Genomic DNA, 12,587 nt, shown 5'->3' with positions numbered 1-12,587 from the left:
TGAGCCTCTTTTAGTATACTTTCTTATAGTTTGCAAGTGCACCGATTAGGTTAGAATCATTATTGTATTTACATTGTACTAACTTAACTTGTGGAATGGGCACAGGCATCTTCTCATAGAGTTCATCTAAAGACTTCTGAATATAAGTCATTAAAATAGGTTGTTTAGAGATCCCCCCACCTATCGCAATACAATCAGGATCAACTGCTGCCTGGATATTAAATAATCCCATCGCAATAGTGTCTGTATAGTCCTTTAAAACCTCTAAAGCTCTTGTATCACCGTTATAAATTTGTGACGAAAAAACCAAGGACATTATGCCTTGGCTTTTATATTAATCCTGGAACAAAGGAGTTGAAAGATAACGGTCACCTGTATCTGGTAGTAAGGCTACAATTGTCTTTCCTTTATTTTCTGGTCTTTTCGCAAGTTCAATTGCAGCATAAACAGCAGCACCTGAAGAAATACCTACTAAGATACCTTCATTCTGACCTACTTCTTTACCAGTCGCAAATGCATCTTCATTAGTTACACGGATGATTTCATCATATACCTTTGTATCTAAGACATCAGGTACGAAACCTGCACCGATACCCTGGATCTTATGTGCACCACCCTGTCCAGTAGATAATACTGGAGAAGAATCTGGTTCTACTGCAACTACTTTTACGTCTGGTTTCTTATCTTTTAAGTACTGTCCTACACCAGTCACTGTACCACCAGTACCTACACCAGCGACAAAGTAATCGACCTGACCATCTAAGTCTTCAAAGATTTCTGGTCCTGTTGTTAAATAGTGGGCCTGTGGGTTAGCTGGGTTAACGAACTGTCCTGGAATATAGCTGTTTTCAATTCCTTCTGCAAGTTCATTTGCTTTCGCAATAGCACCCTTCATACCCTTGCTTCCATCTGTTAAGACAAGTTCAGCACCATATGCTTTCATTAATGTACGTCTTTCTACAGACATTGTTTCTGGCATTACGATAATAATACGATAGCCTCTTGCAGCCGCAACAGAAGCTAAACCAATACCTGTATTACCTGAAGTAGGTTCAATTAATACAGTATCTTTATTGATTTTGCCTGCTTTTTCTGCTTCATCGAGCATATTCTTCGCAATTCTATCTTTAACACTTCCTGCGGGATTGAAGTATTCAACCTTTGCGATTACCTTTGCTTCTAAATTATATTTCTTTTCTAAATGTGTTAATTCTAATAATGGTGTATGGCCAATTAACTGGTCAGCACTAGTGTATACCTTACTCATGTTAATTCTCCTCCGAATTTGTTATTTTACTGCAGCAAAAGCTTGATCTAAGTCTGCAATAATATCATCAATATGTTCAGTACCAATAGATAATCGAATAGAATTCTGCTGGATACCTACCTGTTTTAATTCTTCTTCATTCATTTCTGCATGTGTAGTAGAAGCTGGATGAATAACTAAAGATTTCACATCTGCAACATTTGCAAGTAATGAGAATAACTGTAAGTTATCAATGAAATCTTTTGCTTTTCTTGCATCACCCTTGATGTTGAATGTAAAGATTGATCCACCACCGTTAGGGAAATACTTCTTATATAATGCCTGCTGAGATGGATCTGTAGATACTGAAGGATGTGATACAGATTCAACCTGTGGATGGTTATTTAAGTATTCTACAACCTTTAATGTATTTTCTACCTGTCTTTCTACACGTAATGAAAGTGTTTCTAGACCCTGTAAGAAGATCCAAGCATGAATTGGTGAAAGAGTTGCACCCATGTCTCTTAATAAAATAGCTCTAATTCTTGTAATATAAGCAGCGGCTCCTACATCTTTCGCAAAGCTTACACCATGATAAGATGGGTTTGGTTCAACAAGCTGTGGGAATTTATCTGCATGTGCCGCCCAGTCAAACTTACCTGCATCAACGATGACGCCACCAATAGTAGTACCATGACCGCCAATGAACTTAGTTGCTGAATGAATAACAACGTCAGCACCATATTCAATTGGTCTAATTAAATAAGGTGTACCAAATGTGTTATCAATAACTAATGGTAAACCATGTTTATGTGCAATCTTTGCGATTGCTTCGATGTCTACAACATCTGAATTAGGGTTACCTAAAGTTTCAATATAAACAAGTTTTGTGTTTTCCTGGATAGCATCTTCAAATGCCTGTGGATTTAATGCATCTACGAATGTAGTAGTAATACCATAATCAGTAAATGTATGTTTGAATAGGTTGAATGTTCCACCATAGATGTTTTCTGCAGATACGATATGGTCACCTGCAGCCACTAAGTTTTGTACTGCGTATGTCACTGCAGCTGCACCAGAACCTACTGCCAAGGCGGCTACACCACCTTCTAAAGCCGCAATTCTTTTTTCAAATACATCTTCAGTTGGGTTTGTTAGACGACCATAGATATTACCAGCATCCTGTAATGCGAATCTAGCTGCTGCATGATCTGAGTTATGAAAAACGTAAGATGAAGTCTGATAGATAGGTACTGCACGAGCGTCAGTTACTGGATCAGCTTCTTCCTGTCCTACGTGTAATGCAAGTGTTTCGAAATGATAGTTTTTATTAGACATGTATGTTTCCTCCTTAACCCTATTTCTTTGATAGGTTAATAGGATTATAGCAGTGATAAACTTACTAGTCAACTATATTTATATTATTTTTTGTGGATATTTCGTATTTTCTAAATTTAATTGATTTTATTTATGATTATATGACATAATCATCACCATTTGATGAAGCAGGTACTAAATCACTTAAAGAAACACCTTCTAAATAGTCTGTAATCACTTTATGTAAACCAGTCCACATAGGTAATGTATTACAATAAGATGCTCTTTCACATGTATTACATTCATCTGCTAAACATGATACAGGAGCTAATGTTCCTTCAGTAACCTTAAGAATAGAAGCAACACTATAGTCTTCTGGAGCATGTGTTAAACGGTATCCCCCACCTTTACCTCTTAAACCTTCTACAAAGTGTTTTTTAGATAAAGATTTAATAATAATTTCTAGATACTTTTCAGAGATATCCTGTCTTGCAGCTATTTCTTTTAATGGTATATATTTAGAACGATCATGCTGTGCTAAATCAATCATGACACGTAAAGCATAACGTCCTTTAGTTGATATCATCATAAGCTATTCCTCCTTTTACATATACCTAGTATACTAGGGGGTTATAGGGTAAGTCAAGATTAATAGAAATTGAACGTTGATGTAACAGATAGTTGATGTTAGAATTTTAAATGGAGAAAGAATATGAGTAGAAAAAATAATTTATTTAAACTTGATTTGTTAGTATTAGCCGTTCTTTATCATGGAGATTGTTATGGTTACGAAATATCAAATCAGATTAGAGAAAAAAGCAATCAAGTCATTGATTTAAAAGATGGTGTTTTATATCCGATATTATATAAATTAATGGAAGGAGAGTATATCTCTTCTTCTGAAAAACAGGTAGGAAGAAAGATACGCGTCTACTATCATTTACTTCCAAAAGGAAGTGATCTTCTACTTGAAATGATGAAAGAATATCATGATATGGTTAAGAGTATCGATTATATATTGGAGGGAATTGATGATGAGTAAACCATTAAAGAAATATAAGAAAGAATTAAAATCTTTGTTTAATAATGTACCAAAAGAAAAAAGGTCTGTATATGACCATATATGTAAAACTATTGATGAGTATCCTAATGTAGATACAATGAGCTATGATGACTTAGTTGAACAGTTTGGAGAACCTGAAAATATTTATTATCAGTATATTGATGATAATGATTTGTATTCACCAGTGCAAAAGCATAAGAGAAGTTACAAGAAAGTGTTTATAACTGTTTTAGTATTAATATTGGTTGCATTCGTTGTAGAGTTTTCATATATTGCATATCAATCAAGAAAAAGCTATATCAACAGAGAAGTAATTGAAATCACATATGATAATTAGCCAACATTTAACAAAGAATCAATATATGAAAAAGATTTTTTCTATGGACACAATATCAGTTAAAGTCAGATTTACATATAACGGCAATAGTGCAATATATATTCTGCCATAGAAATTACTTGCCCAAGTCTACGGAAAATCACTAATAAATCGGCATCTAAATCTTTGAATAAAGCTATTGCATCAGCTACGGAAAAAAATATATAAATGGTATCTGCGTACAAACAGTTCCAAAGAAAGTGTCGCTTACATGCAGCAGCAACGGAAAATTATCTTGGCTAACATTAAGACAATTACGTTAAAAAATTAAATTGTTTAAATCAAGGGGGGGACGGATAAAAAACGTCCCTTTTAATTGTATAAACAACTATCTCACTTCATTACAGAATAATCATCATTATACATAAATCCACTACCATATTTACTAATACTTTCTATTTACTTATTTTATATATGGTGTATAATATTTTTTGTAAGTGATTACATAATATAAGTAGATTAAATTATGAACAAATTCTATTATCAATTCTATCTTCTAATATTTTTGTTTTTACTTATGCTTCTTTAAATGCTTTTCAATAACAACAATACTACTAATCAGGAGAATGTATATGAAAGATTTTTTCAGTAATCTAAAAGCAGTTATCATGTTTTACATTTTAGGGATGATTATTTCAGTCCTACTCTATTTCGCATTTGTATTCTTTGCAGGAGATGGAGGACCACTTGTAGGTATCTCTATCGTAGCTTGTAATATTACAAATAGCTTATTCATCATGTATATAACTGCCTTATTACTCACAAATAACAAAAAATAATTTCTATAACTACTTTGATGGATTCAATTAATCCAAGTGATCTATTTTTATACTATGTAAAATATCAGCATCAACTTCATGATTGTTGAAATCCTGAAGTTGATGCCATTAGGGGGGGGAGGTGTTTTAAACGTTCCCCTTCTTATTATAGTAGTCATATATGATGTAGTACTTTTATATCACTATCATCCACCATTACTGATAATTCATACTTGCTTGTTATATATGGTGTATACTGATTAATGTAAAAGGATGCATTAAATAGTGATCAACAGTTGTATAAGCTATATGTCAAATCAAAGAAAGGATGAGATATAACCAGAAACATTACATACACAAGTGCAACATATTTGGAGTTACTTTACTAATAGCCCGTTAATTTTTGTATATTATAATAAACTCAAATACAAGGAGATCCTATGAAATCAAAAAAGATTATTGTAAGTATTGTTGTTTGTTTAGTCATTGCAGTATTTGTAGTACCTAGTTCTAGTTCTTATTTATCAGAAGTTACGTTAAGTGGAGAAAAGAAGAAAGGTTATTCTTTCTATAAGTCAATTTCTATATCTAATAAATTAAAAGATGTTGATTTTATAGATCATTTACCCGATGGTATACAGAAGTATGATGAAAGTAAAACACGTTATGGTTCACCTTCTTATACTGTTGTGGTAAAGAATGATGCATATCGTTTCTATAGATTATCTAGTGATTCAGATGTACTTGTGACTAAATCAAATAAGAGTGATCAATCTCAAATAAAAGAATATGCGAGAATGAATAAAGATAACTATAAGAAACTTGCATCCTCAACACATTATACTGATTATGATCAATTAGATTACTGGAACTAACATAGGTATTCCTACCATTTGTGGTAGGAATCTTTTTATTTGAACATAAAAAAAAGAGAAGCCTCAGCTTCTCTCTTAAATAAATTATTCAGCAGCTTTACCGATGCAACCAAATACTTCCATTCTGTCTTTTACGCAGTCTCTGATAGCCTGAGCACCTGGAGCAAGTAATTTACGAGGGTCATAACCTTTACCCTGCTGATCTTTACCTTCTTCAATGTACTTTCTAGTAGCTTTCTGGAAGTATAACTGACATTCAGTGTTAACGTTGATCTTAGATACACCTAAGCCAATTGCTTTCTTAACCTGTTCATCAGGAATTCCTGAACCACCATGAAGAACTAATGGTAAGATACCAGTTTCTTTCTGGATAGCATCTAATGCTTCGAACTGTAAACCAGCCCAGTTTGCAGGGTATACACCATGGATATTACCGATACCAGCAGCTAAGAAGTCAACTCCTAAGTCAGCAATCATCTTACATTCTTTAGGATCTGCTACTTCACCCATACCAATAACACCATCTTCTTCTCCACCGATTGAACCTACTTCAGCTTCGATAGATACACCTTTAGCATGGCATAATTCAACTAATTCCTTAGTCTTTTCGATGTTTTCTTCGATTGAATAATGAGAACCATCGAACATGATTGAAGTGAATCCAGCTGCTAATGCAGCCTTAGCACCTTCATATGAACCATGGTCTAAGTGTAATGCTACTGGTACAGTGATATTTAAAGATTCTACCATTGCTTTAACCATAGCAGCTACAGTTGTGAAACCTGTCATATATTTTGCAGCACCTTCAGATACACCTAAGATTACTGGTGCATTTAATTCCTGTGCTTCTAAAAGAATAGACTTTGTCCATTCAAGGTTATTGATGTTGAACTGTCCAACACCATAATGGCCTGCTTTAGCCTTTTTTAACATTTCTGTTGCGGAAACTAATCCCATAATATTATCTCTCCTTTTCTTTTATATTTCCATAATACTCTTTTTTCTTGTCTATTACTAGGAAAATTAAAAGATGTAAACGTTTTTATTTTACTTTATTTTCTTTTTCATTTAGGAGGCTTAAAAAGCCTTCTATTTCCTGCTTTGTATAATAAGCAGGATTATCATCAAGTATCTCTTTCAACTGCTTTTGATAGTCTTTTTGATAGCCAATACGCTTATTTAATAAGCGTATTGCTAGTGTTTGTTGATAGGCAATATCTGTATGAAGAAACTTCTTTAATTGTCGATTCGTATATTCACAAGCACAATCTAATGGAAGATCATCGATATATCCCTGAAGTCTTAAACTATGCAGATCTTTCATCCAATGCCTTCTTTAACTGTAAACAAGCTTTTTCTAAAGTACTTCTAGGACATGCTAAGTTAAATCTTTCAAAACCTGATCCTTCTTCACCAAACACATAACCTTCATCTAACCAAAGATGTGCTTTATTTAACATGAAGTCTTCCTGTTCTTCATTACTCATACCAAGTGTTCTCATATCCACCCAGGCAAGATATAAGCCTTGTGGATCAATTAAAGATACACCAGGACATTCAGTTTTAAGGAAGTGATCAAGATAATCCATATTACCATTAATATAATCTAGAAGTTGATCCACCCATTCATCCCCCTTAGTATAAGCGACTGTTGTCGCAATAAATCCTAGTATTGTAGGATCAGAAATAGAATGACTCATCTTCACTTTCTTAAATTGGTTTCTTAGCTTTTCATCCGCAATAATAGCTGCAGAAGTCTGTAGTGCAGCTAAGTTGAATGTCTTAGATGCTGCAGTTAATACAATTGAAAAGTTCTTATATTCAGGATCTACTTCATAGAATGCGATATGCTTATGAGGCGCATAGACAAAGTCCATATGGATTTCATCCGATACTACAAAAACGTTATGTTTTTTACAGATATCTCCAATTGTTTTTAGTTCTTCTTTAGTCCATACTTTACCCACTGGATTATGTGGATTACAGAAGATCATCATTTTGACGTTTTCTTCTATAATCTTAGTTTCAAACGCTTTGTAATCAAGTGTATATTGGTTATCTTTTAGATCAAGAGGCATTCTTACCATACGTCTACCATTGTTTTTAATAGCACGATAGAATGGATAATAAACTGGTGTAAGAACCAATACACTCTCCTCTTTTTTAGTATAAGCTTCTACTGCAAGATGAAAGGCAGTGACAACACCCGGTGTAGGGACAATCCAGTCTTTTTCAACATGGAAATCATGTCTACGTTCCATCCATCCTACAACACTTTCTAAGTATTCTTCTGGGATTGTACTATAACCATAAATACCATCTAACACACGTTTAGAGAGTGCTTCTGGAATATCTGGTAATGTTTTGAAATCCATATCTGCAACCCACATAGGGATCATATCAGGATCATCTGTATGACCAGAATCATATTTTGCGCAGTTTGTATGATGTCTATCATAGACTGTATCAAAATCATATTTCATCGTAGCACCTCCTGTTTATTAAATGCATCCTGTGAGAAGTGGAATAAACCAATACCAACAGACTGTGCTAAGTTAAGTGAATCAATCGCATTCGTATGAGGAATAAAGACACTTTGTCCATATGTCATATAAATATCATCGAGTCCTGATGATTCATTTCCAAAGATCAGTGAATGAGGTGTCACAGGTTTCACCTGATGAATATTCTTAGCACCCTTCAACATAAATGGATAACATTGATGATCACCGAACTCTTTAAGATACTCATCAATACTTTCATAATAATGAATACGTAAAGAGAATAATGCACCCATAGAAGAACGAACAACATGAGGATTAAAGATATCAACTGCTGGACGAATAATAGCTAAGTCCTGATAACCAAACCCTAACATTGTACGCATAATTGTACCCATATTACCCATATCCATAGGATTCACTAATACAATATGATTTCCCTTCTGTAAAGGTTCATAGAATGTTTTAAATACCCCGATTGCATAACAATTAGACTTTGGTGAAAGCTTATTAATTGTCGCATCATGCACATCAATAGGAATATGATGTAATGCACATAATTCCTTGATTTTAGGATATCCTCTGTTTTCTTCTATTGAAGAGTGTACAACCACTCTTTTCACAATATCTGGTTTATGTTCTAATAATTCTATTGTAGGAAAGACACCCAATGTATAAGAGGAGTCATCACCTTTTTTATATAACTTCATATTTTTCTCCTCTATGCATCTTCATTAATATTCTTAATAGTCTGTAATTCATCTTCCGCATTCTTTTTTAATGCTTCAAAGTGTTTCGGATCTTGTTTAGCCCCTTTATCAATGAGTTCTAGTAGTTCACGATATTTTTCTACTACAACCTCCATTAATGATTCTTTTACTTTGTAATCTAATTCATCACGAGCCTGCTGATGAACACGATTTAATGATTTATATTGTTCTCTAAATACAAGGTCATAATCCACCTTTGATTTTCTAGAAAATAGTCCCATAAATACCTCCTCCTTCATCTCATTTATTATACTATAGAACACAAAAATAGTCACAAATAATGTGACTATTTAGTATTCGTTGCCATGACACCTACGAGTGGATGTGGCTGGTATGGTTCTTCTAGATATTGTTTTTCTTCTTCACTTAATTCAAGTTCTGTCGCAAGTACAGCTGTATCAACATGTTTAAGTTTAGTCGCCCCTACAACCGGTGATGCTACTTTAGACATCAGCCATGATAATGATACTTCACTCATAGAAACATGATGCTTTGATGCAAGTTCTTCTACACGTTGAATGATTTTTAAATCTAAATCACTTGATGCATCATATTTACCTTTCGCATATGTATCTTTTTCAAGCCTTTGTGATGTTTCTCCAGGATGCTTTGCGAGACGTCCTGATGCAAGTGCACTATATGGTGTCATCGCAATACCTTGTTCATCACAATAACGCTTCATTTCTCTTTCTTCTTCTCTAAAGATCAGATTATAGTGCCCCTGTACACTTACAAAGCCTTGTAAGCCTCTTTCTTTCGCAATAGTATTGGCCATTGCAAGTTGATAAGCAAAACAGTTAGAAATACCTATTTCTTTAATTTTTCCTTCTTTAATGAAGTCATTAAGTATTTCTAATGTGTCTTCAATAGGTGTTCTATAATCCCACATATGCATGATATAGAGATCAATATAATCAGTCTGTAATCTTCTTAGACTGTTATTAAGACATTCTCTAAGATATGTTCTAGAGTCAATAGAATCATCACTCTTAGGGGTATACTTAGTCGCAATAATAACATCTTCACGATGTCCATATTCTTTAATAGCACGTCCTAAGTATTCTTCACTTGTGCCTGACTGATAAGCCATCGCTGTATCAAAGAAATTGATACCTGATTCTAAAGCATGGAAAATGATTTTTTTTGAGTCTTCATAAGGTAATGTCCAGGAATGCATACCTTGAGATGCATCTCCAAATCCCATACATCCTAAACAAGCCTTAGAAACCTTTAATGAACCAATCTGTGTATATCTCATAATTTCCTCCTGGACTTATCATAATATATATAAGAATAAATAGCGAAAGACAAAAAAGTACTTCTATCCACAAATAGACAAATAGCGGTCATTATCTATATGGAGAATGATCTTTCAATAAATCCTTTAAACCTAAGTAACGCATATGATTGATGTTGTCTACAAGTTCATCTATTGGTTCTTTCATACCATCTAGAATCCATTGAAGGACCATACTATGAGAGGCATTGGTATGGTAGAGTGTCGCAAATTTAAGTTCTTTGGATAATGATTCTCCTATACAATATTCATGCCATTTTAAATCGAACGCTATACAATGATAAAGCATATGCTCCTTCAATGAATTCTGTCCATCTATTAAACAGGCTTGTTCAACGAATGTTTCATATTTCTTTAAGCTGATTAATGTCTGAGTGAGTGATGATTTAAAGTCAATAGACATATCTTCATCAAACTGATTCACAATCACTGTATCATATACATAGGCAATAAGATCATTCTTATCTAGAAAATGATTATAGAATGTCTGTCTTGAGAGTTCAGTATCCTCTAGTAAGTCTCCTATGGTGATTTTAGAAAGCGGCTTCTTATAGAGAAGTGAAAGAAGACTGTTAGAAAAAGCTTTTTTTATGTTCATGTTATTCCTCTCTTTCATATTAATTTTACAACTTTCAAGTAAAGTATGCTATTATATCATTGCGAATAAGCAATAGAAACGAGGTAAATAAAAATGAGTATACTTGCATGTCCTAAATGTCATGAACCTTTAGAAATTGAAGGTAAAACATGTAAATGCATTAATAACCATTGTTATGATATTGCCCGTCAAGGGTATATGAATCTACTTTTAAATCCTGATAAGGCATCTAATAATCCAGGTGATTCTAAAGAATCATTGATTGCGAGAAAAGCTTATCTTGATAAGGGTTATTATGATCCTATTCTTTTTGAAGTAGTGAATGAAATCAAGAAGAAGGAAGGTCCTTTAAATATCCTAGATCTAGGTTGTGGTGAAGGCTATTATACATATCGTATGAAACAGATTCTTGGTGATGAGAATACTTATTGTGGTTTAGATATTTCTAAGTTAGCTGTAAGAATGGCTACACAGTATGATAAGTCTATTCACTGGATTGTAGGTAATTCTAAAAATATTCCAGTACTTGATCATTCTATGGATGTTATTACCGCAATGTTCACTGTAGTCAATCAGGAAGAACTTGCTAGATGTATTAAAGAGGATGGTTATATTATCCATGTGACTGCCAATAGAGATCATTTAATTGAAATTAAACATTTGATTTATGATGAAGTAAGAACTAAGTCTGATAAGTATATCCGTCTTCCATTTAATGTATTAGAGAGTCATGATTTTAAAAAGACTATTTCTATTAAGAATCGTGAAGATGCATTAAATCTTTTAAAGATGACACCACATTATTATCATATCAAGAAAGAAAAGCGTGATGTTCTTGATACATTAGAAGCACTTGATGTCACTATTGATATCAAAGTCACTGTATATCGTCCATGAGAATAAAGAAACAAGGACAGCATCTTCTTATCACTATTGATGAAGAATATGAGAATCGTCCTTTATCTGATTTGTGGGCAGATCTGCATTTATCACGCAAAACAATTCATTTATTAAAACAGAATAAAGACTATAAAATCAATCATGTATTTAATATGAATCCTATACTTCATACAAATGATGTATTAGATGTTCTTGCTTATGAACATGATGATGAAACATATGCCCCTGACTTTCAGGATATAGATATTGTATATGAGGATGATCTGATTCTTGTTGTGAATAAGCCTATTGGGATTGCGGTTTATCCAGATGATCCTCATAAGACAGACAGCTTATCTAATCGAGTGAGTGCTTATTATATGACACAGGGATATGATATTCCTGTTCGTTATATTCATCGTTTAGATAATGATACAAGCGGTTTAGTAGTATTCTGTAAGTGTCATTTAATACAGGCTTATCTAGATCATGCATTGTCTATTAAAGAGATACAAAGAGAATATCTGGCTTATGTAGAGGGTCATATCAAAGAAGGTAAGGAATATAAGATTGAACAGAACTTAGGTAAGGATAGACATAGTCCTTCTAAGATGCGTGTTCATTCTAAGGGTATCTCTGCTGTGACTTATTACCAGTGTCTAGAGAATAAGGAAGATCATGCACTTGTAAGATGTCGTCTAGAGACTGGTAGAAAGCATCAGATCCGTGTTCATATGGCTTCTATTGGTCATCCTATTCTAGGTGATTCCCTTTATAATGAAGGCTCTGATTATCCACGTTTAGCACTTCATGCAGCCTATATCAAGTTTGAAGAACCTATTACTCATCTTGAGATTGATTTATATAGTCCTATGGAATTTTAAAAGGAGATGGCAACATCTCCTTT

The 12,587-nt window shown here is 33.6% G+C and carries 17 protein-coding genes; 6 read left to right on the top strand and 11 right to left on the bottom strand.

Annotated features, from left to right (window positions below; genetic code table 11):
• Positions 1-10: 10 nt before the first annotated feature.
• From NQ499_RS01630 to NQ499_RS01615, 4 genes are all read right to left on the bottom strand, one after another.
• Positions 11-316 (bottom strand): ROK family protein, encoded by a 306-nt coding sequence (locus NQ499_RS01630; RefSeq protein WP_006507091.1) that lies wholly within the window; start codon positions 314-316, stop codon positions 11-13.
• Positions 317-334: 18 nt separating this feature from the next.
• On the bottom strand, positions 335-1,267 hold the full coding sequence (gene cysK / locus NQ499_RS01625; protein ID WP_006507092.1) for a cysteine synthase A: 933 nt from the start codon (positions 1,265-1,267) through the stop codon (positions 335-337).
• Positions 1,268-1,288: 21 nt separating this feature from the next.
• Positions 1,289-2,584 carry an O-acetylhomoserine aminocarboxypropyltransferase/cysteine synthase family protein gene (locus NQ499_RS01620; RefSeq protein WP_006507093.1) on the bottom strand — a complete coding sequence of 432 codons (1,296 nt, stop codon included), beginning with the start codon at positions 2,582-2,584 and terminating at the stop codon, positions 1,289-1,291.
• A 136-nt stretch (positions 2,585-2,720) separates the two neighbouring features.
• Complete coding sequence (locus NQ499_RS01615; protein ID WP_006507094.1) at positions 2,721-3,152, bottom strand: RrF2 family transcriptional regulator; 432 nt, start codon at positions 3,150-3,152, stop codon at positions 2,721-2,723.
• A 123-nt stretch (positions 3,153-3,275) separates the two neighbouring features.
• On the opposite strand from NQ499_RS01615, the gene NQ499_RS01610 reads away from it, so the two are divergent.
• The 4 genes from NQ499_RS01610 (at position 3,276) to NQ499_RS01595 (ending at position 5,635) form a co-directional block, all read left to right on the top strand.
• Positions 3,276-3,605, top strand: coding sequence for a PadR family transcriptional regulator (locus tag NQ499_RS01610; RefSeq protein ID WP_006507095.1), 330 nt, complete (start codon positions 3,276-3,278; stop codon positions 3,603-3,605).
• Positions 3,598-3,963 carry a hypothetical protein gene (locus tag NQ499_RS01605; RefSeq protein WP_155812887.1) on the top strand — a complete coding sequence of 122 codons (366 nt, stop codon included), beginning with the start codon at positions 3,598-3,600 and terminating at the stop codon, positions 3,961-3,963. Before NQ499_RS01610 ends, NQ499_RS01605 begins: the two co-directional genes overlap by 8 nt.
• A gap of 611 nt (positions 3,964-4,574) precedes the next feature.
• Entirely contained in the window at positions 4,575-4,781 is a 207-nt protein-coding gene (locus NQ499_RS01600) for a hypothetical protein (protein ID WP_040390257.1), read from the top strand.
• Positions 4,782-5,200: 419 nt separating this feature from the next.
• On the top strand, positions 5,201-5,635 hold the full coding sequence (locus tag NQ499_RS01595) for a hypothetical protein (protein ID WP_006507098.1): 435 nt from the start codon (positions 5,201-5,203) through the stop codon (positions 5,633-5,635).
• A gap of 84 nt (positions 5,636-5,719) precedes the next feature.
• Here the strand turns inward: NQ499_RS01595 and fba are convergent, their stop codons facing one another.
• The 7 genes from fba to NQ499_RS01560 all read right to left on the bottom strand — a co-directional run bounded on the left by fba (position 5,720) and on the right by NQ499_RS01560 (position 10,801).
• The gene (fba, locus tag NQ499_RS01590; RefSeq protein ID WP_006507099.1) at positions 5,720-6,592 is read right to left on the bottom strand and encodes a class II fructose-1,6-bisphosphate aldolase; all 873 of its coding nucleotides are present in this window, start codon (positions 6,590-6,592) and stop codon (positions 5,720-5,722) included.
• Positions 6,593-6,677: 85 nt separating this feature from the next.
• Positions 6,678-6,959, bottom strand: a complete 282-nt coding sequence (locus tag NQ499_RS01585) for a hypothetical protein (RefSeq protein WP_006507100.1) — start codon at positions 6,957-6,959, stop codon at positions 6,678-6,680.
• The gene (locus tag NQ499_RS01580; protein ID WP_006507101.1) at positions 6,943-8,118 is read right to left on the bottom strand and encodes a MalY/PatB family protein; all 1,176 of its coding nucleotides are present in this window, start codon (positions 8,116-8,118) and stop codon (positions 6,943-6,945) included. Before NQ499_RS01580 ends, NQ499_RS01585 begins: the two co-directional genes overlap by 17 nt.
• Entirely contained in the window at positions 8,115-8,846 is a 732-nt protein-coding gene (locus tag NQ499_RS01575; RefSeq protein WP_006507102.1) for a TrmH family RNA methyltransferase, read from the bottom strand. Before NQ499_RS01575 ends, NQ499_RS01580 begins: the two co-directional genes overlap by 4 nt.
• 11 nt (positions 8,847-8,857) lie before the next feature.
• On the bottom strand, positions 8,858-9,127 hold the full coding sequence (locus NQ499_RS01570; RefSeq protein ID WP_022425984.1) for a hypothetical protein: 270 nt from the start codon (positions 9,125-9,127) through the stop codon (positions 8,858-8,860).
• A gap of 65 nt (positions 9,128-9,192) precedes the next feature.
• Complete coding sequence (locus NQ499_RS01565; RefSeq protein WP_006507104.1) at positions 9,193-10,164, bottom strand: aldo/keto reductase; 972 nt, start codon at positions 10,162-10,164, stop codon at positions 9,193-9,195.
• Between the two features lie 91 nt (positions 10,165-10,255).
• Positions 10,256-10,801 (bottom strand): TetR/AcrR family transcriptional regulator C-terminal domain-containing protein, encoded by a 546-nt coding sequence (locus NQ499_RS01560; protein ID WP_050772224.1) that lies wholly within the window; start codon positions 10,799-10,801, stop codon positions 10,256-10,258.
• A gap of 93 nt (positions 10,802-10,894) precedes the next feature.
• On the opposite strand from NQ499_RS01560, the gene NQ499_RS01555 reads away from it, so the two are divergent.
• Both NQ499_RS01555 and NQ499_RS01550 read left to right on the top strand, forming a co-directional pair.
• Complete coding sequence (locus NQ499_RS01555; RefSeq protein WP_006507106.1) at positions 10,895-11,698, top strand: methyltransferase domain-containing protein; 804 nt, start codon at positions 10,895-10,897, stop codon at positions 11,696-11,698.
• The gene (locus NQ499_RS01550) at positions 11,695-12,564 is read left to right on the top strand and encodes an RluA family pseudouridine synthase (protein ID WP_006507107.1); all 870 of its coding nucleotides are present in this window, start codon (positions 11,695-11,697) and stop codon (positions 12,562-12,564) included. The genes NQ499_RS01555 and NQ499_RS01550 overlap by 4 nt, the downstream gene beginning before the upstream one ends.
• The last annotated feature ends 23 nt before the right edge of the window (positions 12,565-12,587 follow it).

Source organism: Catenibacterium mitsuokai (assembly GCF_025148785.1).
GTDB lineage: Bacteria > Bacillota_I > Bacilli_A > Erysipelotrichales > Coprobacillaceae > Catenibacterium > Catenibacterium mitsuoka.
The sequence above is the reverse complement of the archived record's forward strand: the minus strand, read 5'-3'. Positions and strand labels throughout refer to the sequence as shown.

Bases quoted from the DNA above. Each gene is read 5' to 3' on its own strand.
- NQ499_RS01630 (WP_006507091.1), bottom strand. From the start codon at position 316: ATGTCCTTGGTTTTTTCGTCACAAATTTATAACGGTGATACAAGAGCT.
- cysK (WP_006507092.1), bottom strand. From the start codon at position 1,267: ATGAGTAAGGTATACACTAGTGCTGACCAGTTAATTGGCCATACACCA.
- NQ499_RS01620 (WP_006507093.1), bottom strand. From the start codon at position 2,584: ATGTCTAATAAAAACTATCATTTCGAAACACTTGCATTACACGTAGGA.
- NQ499_RS01615 (WP_006507094.1), bottom strand. From the start codon at position 3,152: ATGATGATATCAACTAAAGGACGTTATGCTTTACGTGTCATGATTGAT.
- NQ499_RS01610 (WP_006507095.1), top strand. From the start codon at position 3,276: ATGAGTAGAAAAAATAATTTATTTAAACTTGATTTGTTAGTATTAGCC.
- NQ499_RS01605 (WP_155812887.1), top strand. From the start codon at position 3,598: ATGAGTAAACCATTAAAGAAATATAAGAAAGAATTAAAATCTTTGTTT.
- NQ499_RS01600 (WP_040390257.1), top strand. From the start codon at position 4,575: ATGAAAGATTTTTTCAGTAATCTAAAAGCAGTTATCATGTTTTACATT.
- NQ499_RS01595 (WP_006507098.1), top strand. From the start codon at position 5,201: ATGAAATCAAAAAAGATTATTGTAAGTATTGTTGTTTGTTTAGTCATT.
- fba (WP_006507099.1), bottom strand. From the start codon at position 6,592: ATGGGATTAGTTTCCGCAACAGAAATGTTAAAAAAGGCTAAAGCAGGC.
- NQ499_RS01585 (WP_006507100.1), bottom strand. From the start codon at position 6,959: ATGAAAGATCTGCATAGTTTAAGACTTCAGGGATATATCGATGATCTT.
- NQ499_RS01580 (WP_006507101.1), bottom strand. From the start codon at position 8,118: ATGAAATATGATTTTGATACAGTCTATGATAGACATCATACAAACTGC.
- NQ499_RS01575 (WP_006507102.1), bottom strand. From the start codon at position 8,846: ATGAAGTTATATAAAAAAGGTGATGACTCCTCTTATACATTGGGTGTC.
- NQ499_RS01570 (WP_022425984.1), bottom strand. From the start codon at position 9,127: ATGGGACTATTTTCTAGAAAATCAAAGGTGGATTATGACCTTGTATTT.
- NQ499_RS01565 (WP_006507104.1), bottom strand. From the start codon at position 10,164: ATGAGATATACACAGATTGGTTCATTAAAGGTTTCTAAGGCTTGTTTA.
- NQ499_RS01560 (WP_050772224.1), bottom strand. From the start codon at position 10,801: ATGAACATAAAAAAAGCTTTTTCTAACAGTCTTCTTTCACTTCTCTAT.
- NQ499_RS01555 (WP_006507106.1), top strand. From the start codon at position 10,895: ATGAGTATACTTGCATGTCCTAAATGTCATGAACCTTTAGAAATTGAA.
- NQ499_RS01550 (WP_006507107.1), top strand. From the start codon at position 11,695: ATGAGAATAAAGAAACAAGGACAGCATCTTCTTATCACTATTGATGAA.